This is a genomic window from Arthrobacter sp. JCM 19049 (genome assembly GCF_001310435.1).
Window position 1 is genome coordinate 1 of record NZ_BAXF01000013.1, and the last position, 19,412, is coordinate 19,412.

Genomic DNA, 19,412 nt, shown 5'->3' on the forward strand with positions numbered 1-19,412 from the left:
CCAGCGTGGCGCGGGTGCGAAGGCCCACCGCGGCGTTGCGCCGCAGGCTGCCGCTGCGCATGGATCCAACCAGCAGCTGGGCGGTCAGCGTGATGATTCCCAGTCCCGCCAGGAACGGGATCACCTCAACCCAGCCCATACCCCTGCTTCCCTTGCCGCCTCTGCCACGGTTTACCGCGGCTGCCTCCACGCTACCGCAGACACTTGCAGTGCCGGTGTCAATAGCCCTTCGCGCATGTTAGCCACCCTTCGCAGTTCAGAGCGTAAACCAGTGCGCCCGGTGGCGGGATTTGCGGATTGCCGCTGGGAGGGAGAAAATCGGGGTCTTCACGAGAAAGAAAGTTCCCACACAAGTCGCTTTCAACAGACCCGGACGTTGCCCCCTATCCTCATCACCCCTGAGCTGACCGTGTTCTGCCGCTTGGATGAGCTCCGGGTCATACCTGCGGTCAATGGTTGTTGCCTGAACGCACAAGTTCCTATGCCAGCGTGCAGGTCATGTACACAGCGTTTCCTAGTTTCGTGGTTCCTCAGACGGCCCAAGATCACGGTTGCGCAATTGGTGGTCCACAATTCGGCGCTCATAGGCTAGGTATAGACCCGCATCATGCGAGCCTCGGCGATGGTGCCGCCAAGCAGCTCCGCAGCCTTGCGAAGGCGATATCGCACCGTGTTCTGATGAACGAACATTCGTGAAGCTACTTGGCCAATATCCTGGTTCAGGGCGAGGAAGGAAATCAATGTCTCCTCCAGTTCCGGTTCATCTCGAAGTGGAGCGATAAAGCGCACCAGTTGTTGGCGGTCCAGTGGACTATCGATCCGTGCCAGCACCCATGTGGCAGGATCCAGTTCGTCCGCTTCATGATCACGCCTTCGGTACCCACCAGGTGCACGGTTTCGCGCAAGGCGACCTTTGCCGCCAGTTCTGCCCCACGCAACAATTCCGGAAGTCGCGATAGGGAACCAGAAGCCTCACCCAAGCCGATCGCGAGGTTCTCGCGCTGGGACTCGAGCCACTCCAGCGCGCGAGGGGAATCGGGCAACAGCGCATTGAAGCCAGCCTGGATGTCCTGGCTGCTCCCGTTTTCGGCGAAGAGCAGAGCTACGCCCCCTCGTTGCGCCGACGTGATGATGTTATCCACTCGCCTTGGACCAAGGTTTCCTTCATGACACACCACAGCCGTCACACTGCGCACTGGCTGGTACGGCTCAAAACCGAACGGCTTGATCAGCTCCCAGTAGCGTAGTTCCCGGGAAACCTCTATTCCATCTTGCAGGCTAGTCAGCAGTTGTGCGCTCTCATGGCGGCGACGCGAGGTGTCCAAATGCTGTAGCCCCTTGATGGCACCAAGCATCTTCTGGGTAGTGTCCAACAGCAGATCCCCTACCTCTTCCAGAACCGCCTCGTTTCGGCTTGCAATGGCGAGGTGATACCCGCGACCACGCATGACCAGGGAACGATACATAACGCGCCAGCGGCCGATGCTGATTCGCTCGTATTGCATTCCATGTTCACTGATGGCCGTCAACACTAGGTGCACCGGTCCATCGCCACTGGATTCGATGAGCTTACCGGTGTCTTCATAAAGCATGGCCGCCCCGCGGCAACTGGAGGCTACCCGCTGAATCAGCGAGGCAATTGGCTGGTCGGTGGCGATGCTGTCCAGCAAATCATTGGTCAGCCACATGGCCCGTTTGATTCCGTAGTCCTCGGTCACCGGCCCCAGGGCATTGACATGTTTTTCTACATGACTAAAGGGAACGTCTCGTGCAATCGTCAGCAGGTTGATTTCTGCCGCGGAACAGGCTTCGACCAGCTCGACTGGAACCTGTTCGAAGTACACCCCGAGCCCAAAACATAATGCCGCTACACGGGCCTTGCGCAGCGCAGAAGCCAATTCTTGCGCAATCTGTGCACGCTCATCCGCCGGGGCCAGGCGCAGCCCGGTGGTGAGCATCATGTTCCCCGGTTCAAACCACCGCGCTGGCTCGTGGATCTCCGAGGTGTGGGCGCCGGTCACCGCAAGTTCAGGACGCGGCACGACCACCTTATGCATTCCCAGGGACTTAACCTGCAGCAATTGCTGAACCGTCACTGGCCCTCTTAGCCGCTCCACCCCATCGCCCTTCCCGAAATCGTGCCAGGAACTGTCCCGGCATTTCGAGGTCGTTGTCGAAAATACAATCTACGCTCACGGGAATTTGATTTCCACCAGTGACAGAGACGCACGTCACATCCCACAGTGGATAACACGAACTTCTAAGCCACACAAGGAGAAAACATGGCCAACTTACGAGTCGCCGTTGACGTTGGCGGAACCTTCACCGACGTCTGCATCTTCGACGATGAATCCCAGAGCATGCGCGTCACCAAGGTTCCCTCCACCCCTCATGACCCCATGGAGGCGGTCATGAGCGGAGTGCAGCGCGCCAACGTTAACCTGGCAGACGTATCGTTGTTCTCGCATGGAACCACGGTGGCCACCAATGCGTTGATCACCCGTCGTTTCCCCAAAGCCGCGCTGGTCACCACCCGAGGGTTCCGCGACGCCATCGAGATTGGCGACGGGACCAAGGATGACCTTTGGGACGCCTACAACGATGTTTCCGGCCCCTACATCCGTCGCCGCGACCGCTTCGAGGTGACCGAGCGCACCGATTACGCAGGTAACGTACTGACCGAGCTGGACGAAATCGAGGCCAGGCAGCTGGCCGCCTTGTTGCGCAAGCGCCAGGTGAGCACCGTAGCGGTCTGCTTCCTGAATTCCTACGCCAACCCGGCGAACGAGATCCGGATGCGCGAGATCCTGCAGGAAGAGCTTCCGGACACTGCGGTCTCCGCCTCAGCCGAGATCCTTCCCGAGATCTTTGAGCACGATCGATTCAACACTACCGTCTCCAACGCGGTGCTGGCGCCGTTGGTGACCGGGTACGTGGACCGCCTGGCGCAGGAGCTGAAGGCCGGTGGCTACCAGGGCGACCTGCTGTTGCTGCACTCCGGGGGCGGTTCCATGACCCCGCGCATGGTCAAGCGCTACCCGGTTCGGCTGGCCGCCTCCGGAATTGCCGCCGGTGCCATCGCTGCGAAGCACGTGGCTCAGCAATGCGGATTCGAAAATGCCGTCGGGTTGGACATGGGCGGAACCTCCACAGACATCTCATTGATCTCCGGCGGTGAACTGCGCATCACCAAGGAATGGCAGGTCGAATACGGCCACCCCATCGTCTTCCCATCCATCGAGGTGCTCACCATCGGGGCCGGCGGCGGTTCGCTGGCACATCTGGACATCGCCGGCTCCCTGCGTAACGGCCCGCAATCCGCCGGAGCTTCTCCGGGCCCGGCCTGCTACAACACCGGCGGCAACGAACCCACTAACTGCGATGCCAATGTGGCCATGAACCGGTTGGGCACGATGCTGGCCGGTGGGGCCCGAGAACTGGACAAAACGCTCTCGCTCGAGGCCATCGACCGGGTGATTGGAAAGCCGCTGGGCATGAGCACCGCCGGGGCGGCGCACTCGATCGTAAAGGTGGCCAACGCCAATATGGCCGATGCCGTCCGCCTGATTTCCATTCGCCGTGGATATGACCCGCGCGATTTCGCGCTCATCGCCTTCGGCGGGGCTGGCGCGCTCCATGGCGCGGAGGTGGCTAGGGAACTGTCCATTCCCACCGTGGTGGTTCCGGCCAACCCGGGCGTCACCTCGGCACTGGGTTGCCTGCTCGTGGACATCCGTCACGACCTGTCGGTGATGTTCAACGCGCTGGCCTCGGAGACCGATCCGAAACACGTGGAGACCGAGTTCGCCGCGCTGGAAAAGGAGGCCACGGCCCGTCTGCGTCACGAGGCGTCAGCGAGCAGGACGCTCTGCTGCAAAGGGAGATCTCCATGCGCTACGCCGGGCAGTGGCGTTCCCTGGCCGTTCCGATGGGCACTGGCCCTGGCGCCCTTCAGCTGGCGGTGGAGACCTTCCACCAGCAGCACGAGCGTGAATTCGCATTCAGCCAGGAGGACCAGCCGGTGGAAATCTACCAGCTGGGGTTGACCGCCATCGGCAAGACGCCCAAGCCGGGCTTCGTCCCGGCCACCGAGCTGAACGCCGACCCGGGCACCCCCGCCTCACGGCGCAACGTATACTTTGGCGAGCTCGGCTGGGTGGACACCCCGGTGTACGAGCGTAGCCTACTGCCGGCCGGCGCCACGTTCCTGGGCCCGGCCATCATCGACCAGCTCGATTCCACCACCGTCGTTCCCCCGAACACCACCGCGGAAATTGACGGCTGGGGAAACATTCGCATTCACCTGCACAACCTTGAGAATTCCACGGAAGGCTAAGTCGTGACCCAGTTAATTGAAACCCCAGTACACCAGGCGGCCAAGCGGGCCCTGGACCCGGTCACCTTCGAGGTGCTGAAAAACGCGTTCGCCACCTCGGTGGACTTGATGAGCGAGCAGATTCTGCGCACTTGCTACTCCTTCGTCATCTATTCACGGGACTTCTCCTCGGCGCTGTGCGACGCCCAGGGCAATACCGTGATGCAGGGCTCGGGAGACATTGCGGTGCACGTCGGAACCCTACACTTCCAATGCAAGGCGGTGCTGGAGCAGTTCGGCACCGACATCCACCCCGGGGACGTCTTCGCGATCAATGACCCGTACCGCGGTGGCACCCATTTCAACGACGTGTCCTTCATCCGCCCCATCTTCTCCGAGGGCAGCATCATCGGGTTTGCCCAAAACAAGGGGCACTGGGCGGACATCGGCGGCAACGTCCCCGGCTCCTTCGACGTGAACGCCAGCGAGCACTTCGGCGAGGGCCTGCGCATCACCCCGGTCCGCATCTACTCCAGGAACACGTTCCTGCACGACGTGGCGCAGTTGCTGGTCTCCAACACCCGGGCTCCAGAACAGGCCATGGGCGACCTGCACGCCCAGTCCGAGGCCACGGCAGTGTGCGAGCGCGAAATCCTGCGCCTGGTGGACAAGTACGGCAAGGACACCGTGGTCACCGCCATGCAGGAAACCCAGGACTACGTTGAACGCATCGTGCGCAGGCAGCTGGCCGGCTTGCCGCAGGGCGAGTGGGAGACCACCGACTACCTGGATGTGGATCCGGGCAAGGGCGAGGGGTTGGTTCCCATCAAGATCAAGTTGAAGCTGGACGGTCAGGGAATTCATTATGACCTGTCTGGATCGGCTCCCGCGGTTTCCACCTTCCTGAACTCCGGCTATGGCACCAGCCATTCGGCAATCTATGCCGGGACCAAGACGTTCTTCCTGAGGTGCCGTTAAACTCGGGCTTCTACGCTGCGGTGCAGGCGGAGATTGGTGAGGAGGGCTCCGTGGTGAACGCGGGCTGGCCCCACGCAGTCACCGGTTTCTGTTCCGGGCCTTACGAGAAGATCATGAATGGGATCTTCGAGCTGTGGAGCCAGATCATGCCCGAACGAGCGATGGCCTGCGCTTTCAACCTGGAATACCTGCTGGTGGGTGGCAAAGACGCGCGCACCGCAAATGACGACTACTTCATGTGGTACGACTGGATGGCCGGCGGCTGGGGCGGCCGGGCCACCAAAGACGGTGCCAGTGCTACCGCGCCGGTCTTCGGGCCGGGGCTGGCGGTTCAGCCGGTTGAGGGCCAGGAGCGCCTGTCTCCCGTGCTGACCACCAAGCATGAAATTGCCATCGACTCCGCCGGCCGGGCCGCTACCGTGGTGGGCTGGGGATTGAAAAGGGCGGCATGCTCACGGACGCGCATTCTACCGTGATGAGCTACTGCTGCGACCGATCGCGTTCTATCACCTGGGGCATTGAGGGCGGGTTGCCTTCCATTCCGCACGGGGTGTGGCTGAACCGGGACACCGAGGACGAACAGTTCCTGGGCTCCATTTTCTCCTCGGTGCCGCTGCAGCCCGGTGATGTCTTCACTCGCCCCTCGGCGGGCGGCGGCGGGTTTGGGGACCCGCTGGAACGGACCCCCGCAGAGGTGCTGGAAGACGTCATCGACGGGTATGTCTCCATTGAGCGGGCCGCCGCCGATTATGGTGTGATCATCGAGGAAGTCGACGCGGAGGTGGATGACTACCGGATCCTGGAAACCGAGACCACGGCGCTGCGCACCGAGATTCGGGCCGGACGCCATGGTTGGCTGCAGGAGGACGCCGAGGGCGTGGCAGAGCGGTACCGCAGCGGCGAGCTGGACATGCTCGATGTGATCCGGCGTTACGGTGTGATCCTGCACTGGGGCACCGGCAAGTTGCTGGAGAGCTCCACCGCGGAATACCGCCAGCTGATGCAGCGCCGATCGGCCGCCCACTGGGCCGCCTAGCTCCAGCACGTGCCATGACACCACCCGTCGCACCTTGAGGTGCGGCCACGGCGGTGCGGCACGGTCCTGGCCGTCAGGACCGTGACGCACCGCCTCGCTTCCGCCAATCGGCGACCAGTTTGAGACGATTCGCCCGGGACAACGGCCTAGTCTTCCTCATCATCGCAACTTCTCCCGGTCTTCATTGCAGTATCCACAACAGGTCCAGGCCCTGCCCGTGTTCATAATCCGGGATGTGATGGCTCACGCCGTATCTTCAAAGAGAAGTCACACCGCTGTTCTCGTGGTCGGGGTTCCCCGCTAGGCAGGGTTTCGCTGCGCAGTTCCAGCTTTCGCCGACTCGCCTGATCTGGCCGGTGCGGTGTTCCTATCCGGATGTGCGTGGAACACGAGCTCAACGGTACGAGCGCTCGGTTCTTCGGCGTATTTGAGCGGCAAGGCGGAAGTATTGCTTGTTCAAAGTCTTTGCTCCCAACGCCCCCCTAAGGGCGGGCGGTGCCGGGAGCCGGGAATCATCTCGGCCCCCAGCATCGCGCATGTCTCCGGGTGGAAACCTACTTGGAGATCTTCACCAGCTTGTGGTTGACGAACTCATCCATGCCGTACTTGCCCAACTCGCGACCGATGCCCGAGCGCTTCACACCACCGAAAGGCAGCTCAGCAGCAGTGCCAGAGGCTCGTTGATGGCCACCATGCCAGTTTCCAGCTGGCGGGCAATGCGGTCAGCCCGCTCGGCGTCCTGGGTGTGGATGGAGCACCCAGCCCGTAGTCGGTGTTGTTGGCCAGCTTCACGGCCTCCTCCTCACCGTCCACCTTGTACAGCACGGCGACCGGGCCGAACAATTCCTCGCTGAAGGCACGCATGTCCTCGGTGACCCCGGCCAGCACGGTCGGCTCAAAGTAGGCGCCGTCCCCGTCCACCGGCTTGCCGCCGGCCAGCACGGTTGCGCCCTTGTCCACGGCGTCCTTCACCTGGGCGGCCAGCCCGTCGCGGGCCGCGGCCGAGGACAGGGGGCCGACGAAGTTCTCCGCCTCGGTCGGATCGCCCATCTTGATGCCGGACACCTGGTCCACCAGCGCCTTGGAGAACTCGTCGTACACCGAGGAGTCCACGATGAAGCGCTTGGCGGCATTGCAGGCCTGGCCGGTGTTGCCGAAGCGGGCGCGCATGCCCAGCTTGGCGCTGCGGGCCACGTCCGCATCCTCCATGACCAGGAACGGATCCGAACCACCCAGTTCCAGCACCACCTTCTTCAGGTTGCGCCCGGCGATCTCGGCCACCGCGGCACCGGCGCGCTCCGAACCGGTCAGCGAAACCCCCTGGATCCGGCGGTCGGCGATGATGTCGGCCACCTGGTCATTGGTGGCGAAGATGTTCACGTAGGCGCCTTCCGGGGCGCCGGCGTCCTTGAAGATCTGCTCCATGGCCAGCGCCGATTCCGGGCACTGCGGGGCGTGCTTGAGCAGGATGGTGTTGCCGTTCATCAGGTTCGGCGCCGCGAAGCGGGCCACCTGGTAGTAGGGGAAGTTCCACGGCATGATGCCCAACAGCACACCGACCGCTTCCTTGCGCACCAGCGCCTTGCCGCCGCTGGCGACCTCAAGCTCCTCGTCCTGCAGGAACTTCGGACCGTTCTTGGCGTAGTAGCGGTAGATGGAGGCGACAATGCTGATTTCGCCCTGGGCCTGGCGCACCGGCTTGCCCATCTCGCGGGTGATGATCGCGGCCAGTTCCTCCGCGCGTTCCTCGTAGATGTCGGCCACCCGCTCCAGCAGCGCTACGCGCTCGGAGATCTCGGAGGTGGACCAGGTGGTGAAGCCCTGGTGGGCCGCGCCCATGGCCTCCTGGATCTCGGCGTCGCTGGCGGTGGGGTAGGTTGCCTCTACGACTCCGGTAGCGGGGTTGGTCACTGCATAGGTCGACATGCTGCTCCTTCAACGTTGGGGAATCCGCAAGGCCACCACGGGACGCGGATATATCCCCACCATTTCACGGATCGCGTCGGGAAAACAGCGGCAAAAGCCAGAATGACGTGCCTTAGCGCAGGGCGAACGCCCTAGCCGAGGTCCGCCTGCGCGGCCAGCACCGCATGACTGATCTGCTGGGCCAGGGCCACATCCCGGGCGGTGATCTTCCCGCCCACGTCATGGGAGGTCAAGGCGATCAGCAGCTTGTCATAGCGCCAGTCCACGTCGGGATGGTGCTCGGCCTGCTGCGCCAGTTCGGCGATTTCGGCAAACAGGTCAATCGCCTGCTGCGCGCTGGCACAGGCAACCCGGGTCCGCAGCGTGCCCGCTTCATAGCTCCAGCCGGGCAGGCGCTGCAGGTTGCGCTCCAGCTCCTCGGTGTTCAGCACTTCGTCAGGGGACATGGCTCTCCTCGGCTTCACAGTGAATCAGGCCAGGACGGTGTTCGGGCGGTCAGATGTTTCCAGTGTGCCACCGGATGCGCCCGGTGTGGGGAATAGACCCGCACCCGGAAGAACGCGGGCAGCCGGGAAAGCGGACGCAACATCGTTAACTTGCCCTAGAAAATGGAGAGCCGTATCACTAGAATGAAAATAATTTCCCGCTAGATGAAAGTAGGTTTTCCCATGGCTGCAGTCTCCACTCCCCTGCAGACCGGCGCGCAGGCTCCGGCGTTCACCCTGAAGAACAGCGAGGGTCAGGACGTCTCGCTCTCGGACTACGCCGGCAAGTCCGTCATTGTCTACTTCTACCCCAAGGCCGCGACCCCGGGCTGCACCACCGAGGCCTGCGACTTCCGGGACAACCTGAACTCGCTGCAGGCGCCGGCTACAGCGTGCTGGGCATCTCCCCGGACAGCCCGCAGGACATTGCCAAGTTCGCCGCCGATGAGTCCCTGACCTTCCCGCTGCTCTCCGACCCGGACAACGAGGTCGCCAAGGCCTACGGCTCATACGGTGAAAAGACCGTCAACGGCAACACCTTCGATGGCACCCTGCGCTCCACCGTCGTGGTCGATGCCCAGGGGAACATCAGCCACGCCGAATACGGCGTGGATGCCCAGGGCCACGTGGCCCGGCTGCGCGACACCCTCGGGGTGTAGCACGGCCGCGCTTCCAGTAAATTGAAGCGCCTGAGCAACGATGCCGCGGGTGGGCGAAGAATCCCTTCGCCCACCCGCGGCATTTGCGTTCCCTGCCCGGCAATCCCAGATGGTGCGCCCGAACCTAGCCCAGCTGGACCTGCTGCAGCTCCCGGCGTCCCTCTAGGAGGTACCCGTCCATTTCCTTCTCCGGCACCATCGCCCCACCGGTGGACCACACCAGGTGTGTGGCGTTGGCCCACTGGGTTTCGCTCAGCCCGCTGGTTCCACGGAAATCGGGATCGCCCGCCACCCGCCAGGGCAGCAGCAGACCGGCCGTGGCCGAGGGTTCCACCCGAATGTCCTCGCAGTCAGCCAGCAGCGCGGTCAGGGCGAGCATCTTCTGGTCGGTGACCGTCGCATAGCCATCCACCACGTCGGCGAGCGCCCCGCCCACCAGCTCGGAGGGACGCGCCACCGCCAGGCCGTCGGCCGCGGTCTTGCCGTCCAATCCCAGGTCGAACGCGCTGATCCGCTCATGCAGACCGGTCCGAACCCCCAGCGTCACCGCCGGGGAATGCGTGGGTTCGGCGAAGAAGCAACGCACCGCATCCCCAAATAGGTGCTTCAGCCGAAGCTCACTCCCCCGGGCTGCCGCCGACCCCGCACGGCAGGTACACCATCAGGGGATGTTCCTCATCGACCCGCACCTCCAGCGCCCTGAGCTGACCGGCCAGCCGGTGCGCGGCCGCGGAATACCCGGCGAACAGGGCCATCGAGTTCTCATCATCCACAAAGTGAACGCTCGGATCGGCTCCGCTTCGGCCCGCCCGGCATCCACCGCCTCGGTGAAGTCCCCGGGATGTTCCACCACGCTCACGCCCCGGGAACGCAGCAGCTCCTTCTTCCAGGAGCGCGCGTCGGCGGACATGTGCACGGTGGTGCGCAGCCCCAGCGCGGCGGCCGCCACCCCGATGGAAAGACCCAGGTTTCCGGTGGAGCCAACCATGATTCCGTGCTCCCCGAGCACCTGGCGCACGTCCGCGTCGGCGAACCGTGCGTAGTTGTCCGTGGGTTTGAGCACCCCGGCATCCACCGCGATCCGTTCGGCCACCTGCAGCACCTCGTGGATCCCGCCGCGGGCCTTGATCGAACCGGCCACCGGCAGCATGTCGTCCCGCTTCATCCACAACTTACCCGGCAGCTGGCTTCCCAGCCGGTCATCCAGCTCGGCCTGCAGGTGGTACAGTACGTGCACCGGGGATTCAATGATGCCGTAGCTGATCGAAGTTTCCGGGAATTGGCGCACGAACCAGGGGGCAAAGCGCTCAAACCGCTGTCGGGCGTCCTCAATGAGATCGGCGTTCAGTCCGCTGGAGTCAAGGGCCTGCGCGGTCGGGGTGTGGCTCTGGCGGAACCACAGTGTCTCCTTGCCCTGCGACATGGCTTCGACCACCGGGTCTTCCAGCAGCTTGTCGATGTTGAGTGTCATCGTGTCCGTGGTCCTTTCCAGGGTTGGCACTGAGCGGTCCTGCTGCCAGTGTAACCACGGGCAGCAGGACCGCTCAGTGCCGTTTCCGGGCGTTCGGCGGACGCACATGTTGCTCTTTGGTCCCGCGAATAAAGCAGGTCAGTCCCGGCCTTCGGCGCGCTCAGGCTGCTGTTCCCCGCTCAGCTCCTCGGCCTGCTCGGCAAGTTCGGCCGCTTCCTGCTTCTCCTGTTCGGCAGCGTTCGTTTCCTCTTCCTGTAGTTCCTCCACATGTTCAATGTCTTCACGGGCCTGGGGCACTGGATCGCTGGTTTCCCTGCCGGTCCACACCTTCACCACCCGCCACCCCGCCGCGGTCAACGGCACGGCCACCACCGCACCGACGATTCCGCCCAGCACGGTTCCGGCGGTCAAGGCCATCAACACCACCAGGGGATGCAGGCTCAGGGTGTGCGCCATGACCACCGGCTGCAGGAAGTGGCCCTCCAGCTGGTTCACCAGGATCACCGCGGCCAGCACAATCAGCGCGCTAACCAAACCGTTGGTCACCAGCGCCACCAAAGTTGCCAGCACCCCCACCACGGTCGCGCCGACCAGCGGGATGAAGGAGCCGAGGAAGACAACCACCCCCAGCGGCAGGGCCAGCGGTATCTGCAAAATCAGCAGGGTGAGGGTGATGCCTGCGGTGTCCACGGCGGCCACGATCGCGGTGCCGCGAATATAGCCGCCAAAGGTGTGCAGCGCCCGGTCCCCGGAAAGAATCCAGGTGTGCCGGAAGTGGGCGGGCGTCCAGGAGACAAAGAACGCCCAGATCTTGTCACCGTCCTTGAGGAAGAAGAACAGGATGACCAGCAGCAGGATCGTTCCGGTGACCAGGCTGCCGGCGGCGGTGAGGGTGTGCAGCGCCCCGGTCCCGAATTCGGAACTGGTGATGAACGCGGTCACCCGTTGCACCGCGTCATCCAGCTGCTGCCCGTCAATGCTGAACGGCAGTCCGCCCACCACGTTTTGGACCGTGGAGTTCAGCTGGTTGAACCCCTCCACGGCCTGCTCGACCAGGGTGGGCCACTGGTTGATGACCGAGAACACCAGCCCGGTGCCGATGCTCCCAGGATCAGCAGCGCGCCAAGGAAGACGGTCCACGCGGCCAAGAGCGGGGACATGACCCGGCGCAGCCGAATCACCAACGGCCACAAGGCGCAGGAGAGGATCACGGCGATGAGGGTGGGAATCACGATCAGGGTCAGCCGCAGCATCCCCAGGACCACCAGGCCCGCAATCACGCCGATGATCAGCAGCTGCAGGCACCGGGTGCCGAGCCTGCCCAGCGGGTCGGTCCACAATCCCTGGAAGGTCACCGCGGGGCGCTCAACCGAGGCCCACGCCTGTTCATCCAGCGGGGAGGACTCCACCCGTGTTTTCCTGCTGCCTGATGTACGCCTGCGAAAGAAAGCCATGGTCGCTCCTACCATCGGCCAATAGTGGGTCGGGCAGCAGTCGCGCCCGGTAGGTCCTGCACTGCCGGTTCAGCCGAGTACCGTTCCCGTCGACATCACCGTTTCATCTTCGTGCCGCCGCAGATGCAGCGGCGCTGCACCCCGCAACCGGCTATTCGCGGCCGGACTCGGCCTCGGTGCAAATGCACAGCCGGTTGCCCTGCTTGTCCGTGACAATCACCCAGCTTGGCGCGTACTCGTAGTCGAACTCCGCGTCGGTGGTTTTCAGCGTCTCCAGCAGGTCGCCACTGTGGCTGTGGGGCACCGTCACATCAACGTGGAATCGGTTCTGGTTCGGCGTCTGGGTCTCCTGGAACCAGATGGCCGGGCCACGGCCATGCGGGTCGGTCAGCGCACCGTCCGCCGCCTGTTCATAGCCCAGGGCCGCCTGCCAGATCTTGGAGATCTGTTGCGGGTTTTCGGTATCGATGGCGATTTCCACCGTCCGAACCAGGCCCAGGTCCACTTGGGCACCAAAGGTTTCGGCCTGGTCGGAGATCTGGGTGGCCAGGGTGAAGTCCCGTGACGTCACTCCGCCGACATCGTGGGACACCAGATTGACGAACACCGTGTCATAACGCCAGTCCACGTCCGGATGATGTCCGGCTTCCTCGGCCAGCGCGCCTATCGCCGACACGAGCTGAATCGCGGCGGCCGAGCTCGGGCACTTGAAAGCGGTCCGCAAGGACCCCAGCCCGTAGCGCCAGTGCGGCAATTGTGAGAGCCGTGCCTGGATTTCGTCTGTTGACAGCACATCTTTGCCTGACATTGTTCTTGCCTCTCTGCGGATGGAGCCAACGACCGTGACCATAATGGCCACGGTCGTTCTCAGCTTGCCGCGCCCCTGGAGAAGAAAGAAGGCCCTTTAGCCAATTGCCAGCGTTGCGCGTCCAATGCGCCGTCGCTTGTCGAAGCAGGCTCCGCCCCCTGTCCCGGTCTACATACCCAGCAGGAGGATCTTCTCCATCGCTACCGAGATCGGCAGGCGGACCAGCAGGCCCGGTAGGTCCTGCCAGTGCTCGGGGTTGAGGTTCGCGCCGTTCGCGCCGAGGCTCCCGCTGGAAAGATTCAGTTCGGCCAACCGGCCCTCGAACCAATCCTCACGCCCTGCCCACTTCGCCTTGCTCCGGCAGCGCTCCAAGACGCTTTCAAGCTTCGCGTGCAGTAGACAGTACAGTTCCGAGGTAAACCCGGCGCGCATCCACTTGTGGATGTACCGTTCCGTGTCATGCCCGCGGTACAGTTCGCCATCCAGCAGCATTGCGGACCGTTGGCTCTTGACGATGAGCCAATTTCCCTTCGGACGCGGGACGTACGGTGGCGCGTACGGGTTTTCCAACAGTGCGGCATCCCACCGCAGGTCCAGTTGTTCCTTTACCGTTGGTTCACCCTTGATGCCTGCCGGCAGACCGTACTTGTCGACCGGAATCTCTAGCGGGCCTCCCCGAACCAGCTCGGCCCGGCCGTCGGCACGCAGTCTCATGGCCTGATAGATCTTCGCGGCCGATTCCGTGCCAACAACATCATCACCGTAAAGCTCCCGGCGCCAGGCCTCGAAGTCCTGCGCATGTTCCTTGTTGAAGTTCTCGTGCTGGCTGCGTCCGTTTTCAGACAATTGTTGTTCCCCTCGCATGGGAGGACCCGGCGACGGAGAATTTACCTCCGCCGCGGGTTCCACCGACTTGCCCGGCGGCTGGTGCCGCGGACCGGTTCTTCCCCTGGGGCACCCCGCTCGGTTGAGGAGGGTTGCCGTGCAGCAAGCCAGGTGCTTATCGCTGCAGCTCGTGAACCTGGGAATCATCCTATGCGTCCGGGCCGACGGTTTGGCGTCCTCGGAGGCCGCGAATGCTCACTGTGGATTGTTCATTGTCGAAGGAACGGTCCACTTGTCACCTAATTCGTGTTTCTAGCGCTGCAGCCGAGGGTCTTCTGTCGGGTCCGTGTACGGGGCGGGGCAGCCCTGGCTGACCGCTTCGGGGCGCAGCTCAAAGTGCCACGGCTCATTTTCGTACACCGTGCACAGTCCGTAGTAGCGACCATGCTGGCCTAGCCACGCCCGCGCGTCATAGGATCCGATGTCTATCCCATTGCCGGAAACATGCGGTGAAGTCTGCGCAGTTGCAACCCACCGGGCGGCTTCACGCTTCGACCCATACCGGTCTACCGCTTCGTCCAGCAGCTGCTGCTGAAATGCTTCCGAGCGCCAGCCACTGTTGACGATGAACTTGATGTCATCCTTGGCGGCGTCGGATTCTGCCTCATTCATCGCCTCGCGCAGGTCCGGACTCAAGTAGTGCACGGCTGGTACCCGGGACTGCAGGGTGGTTCCTGAAGGCACATCCCCACCAGCCACCCCTAGTGCACCTGCCCTTGATTCTTGTTCTCCCTGGACCACCGAAGTCACGGTTGCCGCCATGGATGAGGGACTCCAGTCACTTCGGGTTCCGAGCGTTAGGGCCAACGCAAGCACCCACAGGGTGGTAAGCAGCGCCAGAAGCACCAGGATAATTTTGGTCAGGAGGGATTTCTTGCGGCGCTTGGCCGGTCGCATTTTTCTCATGGAACCAGTCAATGCGGCGTCCTGTTGCCGGGCCGTATCGAAATTTTGATATGCCCGCAATATGATCCGGCTCGTACGATTGGGGCTATGCGTGTACTGATCGTCGAGGACGAACTCCTGATGGCGGAGGCGATCCGTGACGGATTGCGCCTGGAACCATCGCTGCAGATATTGCCGGGGACGGTGATACAGCCTTGGAACGTCTGGACATCGATGCCTCGGGCATCGCCATCAGAACTTCTCAAAGGAGCTATGGGGGGTAGCCCTCGAGTGGTCGACACCTTGAGACTGACTGATAATAGGGTCAAGAAATCAAGGAGAACACCTTGCCGAAGAACACCTACACCGCCCAATTCAAGGTCGACACGGTGAAGCTATGCGAGTCTCACCCCGAGCTGGGATACTCCCAGACAGCCAAGGACCTGGGTCCGTCAGAACCGGCACCGCCGCGGGGTCCCTACCCAACAGTCCAGCGGCAGCGCTCCAAGGCCTACCGAGCAGCTGAGTGTTGAAGAGCGCCTGGCCCGCGCCGAAGCCGAGAACCAGGCGTTGCGGCAGCGGAACCGGGCTTTGGGCTACCGGCGGATGAGCGTGGAACTGGCCGAGGACCCACTGGTCAGCGACCCGGTGTACCATAAGCGGGTGGCCCGGTTAATGCGTCATCACAACATCGTTAGTGTACGTTTGGGTAAGCCGAAGTCCACCCCGCTCAAGGATCCCGCAGCACAGGTGTTCAAGGACCTGGTGCGCCGTGACTTCACCGCCCAGGCGCAGGGCGAATTGTTCGTCGGGGACATCACCTACTTGCCTACGGCGCGCAGGGGAAGTTCTTGTATCTGGCGACGGTGCTGGATGTGTGTTCACGGCACCTGGTGGGGTGGTCGATCACCGATCACCTACGTACCGAGCTGGTCGTCGAGGCCCTGGAAGCCGCCGCACTGGCCCGTGGTGGATTGGAGGGCGTGAGGATGCACACGGATCATGGACGGCAGTACACCTCCTCGCAGTTCCAGACGGTGTGTCGGCGATTGGGTGTGGTGCAGTCGATGGGCCGAATCGTTCAACGCGGCGCTGAAGCGTGAGACCCTTCAAGGAGCCAACGGGTGGGCTTCCAAGGAGCCTGTCGGCGCGAGGTGTTCCGGTGGATCGTTCGGTATAACAATCGTCGGAAGCACTCCTCGTTGGGTTATCAATCACCGATTGATTTCGAGCGGGATCATGAGGTTATGATGGAGCTCGCTGCTTAGCGATTTACCCCCGGTGTCCACTTCCCGGGGGTCACCCCCATTCGAACAGTTATTGCGCCGAGGTTTTTCACCCTAACGACTTCTCGAAATCAACCTCGATTGATGGTACATCTACGCAGTAGCGCATGGGTGAAGCGTTAGCAGCGCCAACCTGATCAATTGCAATTTATCCATTAATGGGAATCCTCAAAAAGCGCAGAACCGTCAGCATATCGCGCGTCTTTACGACGTTAAAGATTTGCCGGAATATCAATCAAGAGAGATGGGTCAACTTCGCTTGCCGAGACACGTTCATTGTAGCGCTCAAGCAAATTTCTTAACCCAGAACGGATCAGGTCTGCACGGAAGACTGCCATTTCCTCCACATTAAGCCCTACGAAATCCTCAATGCCGAGTACGTTGACCTTCCCTTTCAGGCTAGCCAGTTCAACAAGCCCCACGGCGGTCGCCACAAAACGTCCTGGCACCAAGACCACTGGTCGATAAGAGTGCCTCAGGTTTTCCTTACACCGGTTTTCCATAAGGTGCGGGGTGGGGCGCATCGTCACGTGAAAGGCAGTATCCCCAACCGTGAAATCACCTTGACGGCTTGTCTGGATATCAGCAGTCGTGTAGCTGTCGTTGCCGATTAGCTCTTCCGGAAAGCGTAGACTCAGCTTGGCCCCGACGAGGTGTTGAGCAACAGCTCCGCCTATATTCCCGCCGCGATCATTCGCCGCCTCGATGAGGGCACCGACAGCGACACCAACAGGGTCAGTTGGAAATATGTCTGCGCTAATCCGTTGTCGAGAAAAGTACTCGTCCCGAATAACTTCAACAAACCAGCTTCGCACAAAATCGACTACTGCTGTTCGTTCCTCGGGCGCGAGCTTCTCAATTCCGATGCCCTCCGCAGCCTCTGAGTAGTCGGCAGCAAGTTGCAATCCACGCGTTCGGTTTTCTCGTGAGGTGCGTCCCCCTTCACGGAGAAAAGGTCGATGCTCACCAAATTCGGCAAGAATCCTCTTAACAGCTGGGCCGCCAGCACCTTTAATCTGGGAGTCTGTGGCGACATCCGCTGGTTCCAGGGGAAAGCGTTTTAGGAGATGCCCTGTCACAGTTAGACCGGTTGCCATAATCCCAGGTTTGACGTCTCCCGAGACATCTCGCGCTGAATCTAGCCATTTCTCTGCAGTTTGTTTGAGAACGGCCGAAATAACTTCGATATCCGGAGTTGTCATCCCGCCACCGTTGCCAGTTCAGGTCTCGCCCTGGTTGAGGCCATCTTGTCGTGGCCCATCACTAAGGGGCGCAAGTAGTGCTCCGCAATCCATTGAACGGCGGGCACACAGACGGCGTCTCCAAAGCCGAAAAGAATTTGGTTACTGCGTAACCCAGCCAGTTCGTAGTCAGGGGCTCCCATCAGATTGGCGTACTCCCTGGGCGTCATCCAGCGAACTTTTACTCTACCGCGGCCGACTTTGACTAAAGCCTGCTTGGAGCTTCCACCACCCGGCGTGCGGAGGCATCCTGCAATGCCATCTGCACGGATCTCCCAAGTCGGCACGCCTCCGCGAGTGCGGCGATAAGCAGTTCGGTACACAGTTGATTGCCCCTGCTTAAGTGCCTGGAGCCGCTCATCTTGGATATCAGATAACGAATCGAGAAACTTCTTAGTGCGCACTTCATCCCACCACCGCTCATCGGTATCCAACATCCGCTCAACGTACTGTTCCAGCCCGTCCGTTAACGGATCATCGAGCTTCGGAAGGCTTGCCCGATGGGTCTTAAGCAGTTCGTCTGCGAAGATGTGCTGGAGCCACTCAGGGCGATAATCGTTGATCGATTCATCTAGCTCAACAGGCGGTTCGACAGCACCAACAATAAAGAGGCGCGGACGGCTCTGCGCGACGAACCGCCGTGCATCAAGAGTGATAACGTCGACAGAGTAACCGAGCTTGTTTAATTCCTGAATCAGGGACGCCATGTCGTCGCCACCATGAGAAGTCGCCAACCCAACGACGTTCTCCAGGGCTATGACTCGTGGTTGCTTTCCTTTTTTCGCGTAGCTCGTTGATGAGCGACGCGAACTTCCAGAAAGTACCAGATTGAATGCCGGCTAGTCCTTTGCGTCCGCCTGCCAGACTGAGGTCCGTGCACGGGAAGCTTGCCCAGGCCAAGTCGAGATCTTCGGGCAATTGTTCAACGGTAATGTCATTAACGTCCCCGAGTAGATATTGAGTAGAAGCACCAAAATTTCCTTCGTACATCTCCTTTTTCGACTTTTCGTAATCATTTGCCCATACAACCTCGAAACCTGCCGGTTCGAGACCTGCCCGCACCAGCCCAATGCCGGCAAAGAATTCGGCGACTCTTAGCGGTCGTTCACTTGGGGTAAGCACTTTCATGTTGTCCACGTTTCTAATCTACATCGCGAAGACGACTAAATACTTAGTCCCGTGACTCCTGTCATCAAACGGCAATTGGTCAGGTCCATTTGCGGGCCGAGCCACTGCATTCCCGCGCCTGAGCCTCAAATCGTTATCGACGGACCCCAGGTCATCTGGCTCTTCACGATCGCATCGGGCTATAACGTTACTTCCCCCAAGCCCTGTCGGTCAGGGTTGAGTGAGACCACCAATTCATAGCAAGTTACGCTCCCCGACAGGGTGGGAACAGGACAGTCCTCCACCATGAGCATCGCCTCCATCCATTCAACCAGCGGCACCATCCCGGAGAATGGGACCATGGATGCCACCCAGCCCCGACCGGACCAGCCGCGACGCCGCACGATCAGCCCAGCCCAAAAAGTCGCCTACCTGCAGGGTTATGAACAGGCGATCCAAAGCGGCGAGGGGCGTGGTTACCTGCGAGCCAATGACCTGTATTCCTCGGAGATTGTCGAGTGGCGCAGGCTGCGCGACGCGGGAATCCTCGACGAAAATGCTGGCACCAGCGGCGGCACCGGTACCAAGAAGGGCAAGCTGAGCAAGCAACAAGCGGAAATCGCCCGGTTGAAAAAGTAGCTGGCCGTCAGCGAGCAGAAGCTGGCCACCACCCAGACTGCGCTGGAAATCATGGGAAAAGCGCACGCGCTCTTGGAGCAGATCTAAAAGAGCGCGGATTCGAAGTAGCAGCCGTTCACTGCTCGCCGAGACCTACCAGCGGCTGGTCGGCGGCGGGGTGTCCACCCGGCAGGCCAGCATCTTGTCAGGGGTCAGCAGGGCGACGATGCACCGCCGCCAGCAGACTGCCCGGGCCCG

16 protein-coding genes, 7 pseudogenes and 1 riboswitch are annotated in these 19,412 nt (G+C 61.8%); of the genes and pseudogenes, 9 read left to right on the forward strand and 14 right to left on the reverse strand.

The features are described from left to right. Positions 1–588: 588 nt before the first annotated feature. Both JCM19049_RS17870 and JCM19049_RS01615 read right to left on the reverse strand, forming a co-directional pair. Complete coding sequence (locus JCM19049_RS17870) at positions 589–741, reverse strand: helix-turn-helix domain-containing protein (protein ID WP_279402222.1); 153 nt, start codon at positions 739–741, stop codon at positions 589–591. Further along, positions 738–2,096, reverse strand: a complete 1,359-nt coding sequence (locus JCM19049_RS01615) for a PucR family transcriptional regulator ligand-binding domain-containing protein (RefSeq protein ID WP_054820601.1) — start codon at positions 2,094–2,096, stop codon at positions 738–740. Before JCM19049_RS01615 ends, JCM19049_RS17870 begins: the two co-directional genes overlap by 4 nt. Positions 2,097–2,282: 186 nt before the next feature. Here JCM19049_RS01615 and JCM19049_RS01620 point away from each other — a divergent pair. The 3 genes and pseudogenes from JCM19049_RS01620 to JCM19049_RS01625 form a co-directional block, all read left to right on the forward strand. Next, positions 2,283–3,683 (forward strand): annotated as a pseudogene (locus JCM19049_RS01620) (hydantoinase/oxoprolinase family protein); the annotation flags it as partial. 206 nt (positions 3,684–3,889) lie between these two features. Continuing rightward, a complete protein-coding gene (locus tag JCM19049_RS22010) occupies positions 3,890–4,336 on the forward strand; it encodes a hypothetical protein (protein ID WP_306420622.1) in 447 nt (148 codons plus the stop codon). 3 nt (positions 4,337–4,339) lie between these two features. After that, positions 4,340–6,329 (forward strand): annotated as a pseudogene (locus JCM19049_RS01625) (hydantoinase B/oxoprolinase family protein). Positions 6,330–6,883: 554 nt separating this feature from the next. Here JCM19049_RS01625 and JCM19049_RS01630 read toward each other — a convergent pair. Together JCM19049_RS01630 and JCM19049_RS01635 are read right to left on the reverse strand one after the other, a co-directional pair. Continuing rightward, positions 6,884–8,255 (reverse strand): annotated as a pseudogene (locus JCM19049_RS01630) (NAD-dependent succinate-semialdehyde dehydrogenase). 131 nt (positions 8,256–8,386) lie between these two features. Next, positions 8,387–8,701, reverse strand: coding sequence for a 4a-hydroxytetrahydrobiopterin dehydratase (locus JCM19049_RS01635; protein WP_054820602.1), 315 nt, complete (start codon positions 8,699–8,701; stop codon positions 8,387–8,389). A gap of 222 nt (positions 8,702–8,923) precedes the next feature. Between JCM19049_RS01635 and bcp the strand changes: the two are divergent. Then, a pseudogene (bcp, locus tag JCM19049_RS01640) lies at positions 8,924–9,399 on the forward strand (thioredoxin-dependent thiol peroxidase). Positions 9,400–9,523: 124 nt separating this feature from the next. On the opposite strand, the pseudogene JCM19049_RS17875 reads toward bcp, so the two are convergent. The 7 genes and pseudogenes from JCM19049_RS17875 to JCM19049_RS01665 all read right to left on the reverse strand — a co-directional run. Beyond that, positions 9,524–10,015 (reverse strand): annotated as a pseudogene (locus tag JCM19049_RS17875) (pyridoxal-phosphate dependent enzyme); the annotation flags it as partial. Positions 10,016–10,060: 45 nt separating this feature from the next. After that, complete coding sequence (locus tag JCM19049_RS17880; RefSeq protein WP_279402223.1) at positions 10,061–10,900, reverse strand: D-serine ammonia-lyase; 840 nt, start codon at positions 10,898–10,900, stop codon at positions 10,061–10,063. Positions 10,901–11,008: 108 nt separating this feature from the next. Further along, positions 11,009–11,956, reverse strand: a complete 948-nt coding sequence (locus tag JCM19049_RS01650) for an AI-2E family transporter (RefSeq protein ID WP_279402224.1) — start codon at positions 11,954–11,956, stop codon at positions 11,009–11,011. After that, entirely contained in the window at positions 11,890–12,279 is a 390-nt protein-coding gene (locus JCM19049_RS17885; RefSeq protein ID WP_279402225.1) for a hypothetical protein, read from the reverse strand. Before JCM19049_RS17885 ends, JCM19049_RS01650 begins: the two co-directional genes overlap by 67 nt. Positions 12,280–12,475: 196 nt before the next feature. Next, a complete protein-coding gene (locus JCM19049_RS01655) occupies positions 12,476–13,174 on the reverse strand; it encodes a 4a-hydroxytetrahydrobiopterin dehydratase (RefSeq protein WP_279402231.1) in 699 nt (232 codons plus the stop codon). A 126-nt stretch (positions 13,175–13,300) separates the two neighbouring features. After that, positions 13,301–13,996: a hypothetical protein gene (locus JCM19049_RS01660; RefSeq protein WP_279402226.1), complete on the reverse strand. Its 696-nt coding sequence runs from the start codon at positions 13,994–13,996 to the stop codon at positions 13,301–13,303. A 40-nt stretch (positions 13,997–14,036) separates the two neighbouring features. Next, positions 14,037–14,153, reverse strand: a riboswitch (SAM riboswitch). A gap of 116 nt (positions 14,154–14,269) precedes the next feature. Next, positions 14,270–14,914, reverse strand: coding sequence for a M15 family metallopeptidase (locus tag JCM19049_RS01665; RefSeq protein WP_279402227.1), 645 nt, complete (start codon positions 14,912–14,914; stop codon positions 14,270–14,272). 96 nt (positions 14,915–15,010) lie between these two features. Between JCM19049_RS01665 and JCM19049_RS17890 the strand changes: the two are divergent. The 4 genes and pseudogenes from JCM19049_RS17890 to JCM19049_RS22970 form a co-directional block, all read left to right on the forward strand. Next, positions 15,011–15,156: pseudogene (locus JCM19049_RS17890) on the forward strand (response regulator transcription factor); the annotation flags it as partial. Between the two features lie 316 nt (positions 15,157–15,472). Continuing rightward, a complete protein-coding gene (locus tag JCM19049_RS17895) occupies positions 15,473–15,889 on the forward strand; it encodes an IS3 family transposase (protein ID WP_279402228.1) in 417 nt (138 codons plus the stop codon). Next, the gene (locus JCM19049_RS22965) at positions 15,796–16,005 is read left to right on the forward strand and encodes a DDE-type integrase/transposase/recombinase (protein WP_054820605.1); all 210 of its coding nucleotides are present in this window, start codon (positions 15,796–15,798) and stop codon (positions 16,003–16,005) included. Before JCM19049_RS17895 ends, JCM19049_RS22965 begins: the two co-directional genes overlap by 94 nt. A gap of 51 nt (positions 16,006–16,056) precedes the next feature. Next, positions 16,057–16,170, forward strand: a complete 114-nt coding sequence (locus tag JCM19049_RS22970; protein WP_374700204.1) for a hypothetical protein — start codon at positions 16,057–16,059, stop codon at positions 16,168–16,170. Positions 16,171–16,400: 230 nt separating this feature from the next. On the opposite strand, the gene JCM19049_RS01675 is transcribed toward JCM19049_RS22970, so the two are convergent. Genes JCM19049_RS01675 through JCM19049_RS17900 form a run of 3 tightly spaced genes read right to left on the reverse strand, consistent with a single transcriptional unit; the run spans position 16,401 to position 18,557 of the window. Beyond that, on the reverse strand, positions 16,401–17,390 hold the full coding sequence (locus JCM19049_RS01675) for a DUF4928 family protein (protein ID WP_279402229.1): 990 nt from the start codon (positions 17,388–17,390) through the stop codon (positions 16,401–16,403). Continuing rightward, entirely contained in the window at positions 17,387–18,136 is a 750-nt protein-coding gene (locus tag JCM19049_RS01680; RefSeq protein ID WP_374700203.1) for a DNA cytosine methyltransferase, read from the reverse strand. The genes JCM19049_RS01675 and JCM19049_RS01680 overlap by 4 nt, the downstream gene beginning before the upstream one ends. Next, positions 18,075–18,557 (reverse strand): DNA cytosine methyltransferase, encoded by a 483-nt coding sequence (locus JCM19049_RS17900; protein WP_279402232.1) that lies wholly within the window; start codon positions 18,555–18,557, stop codon positions 18,075–18,077. Before JCM19049_RS17900 ends, JCM19049_RS01680 begins: the two co-directional genes overlap by 62 nt. A gap of 285 nt (positions 18,558–18,842) precedes the next feature. Here JCM19049_RS17900 and JCM19049_RS17905 point away from each other — a divergent pair. Beyond that, positions 18,843–19,412: pseudogene (locus JCM19049_RS17905) on the forward strand (IS3 family transposase); the annotation flags it as partial.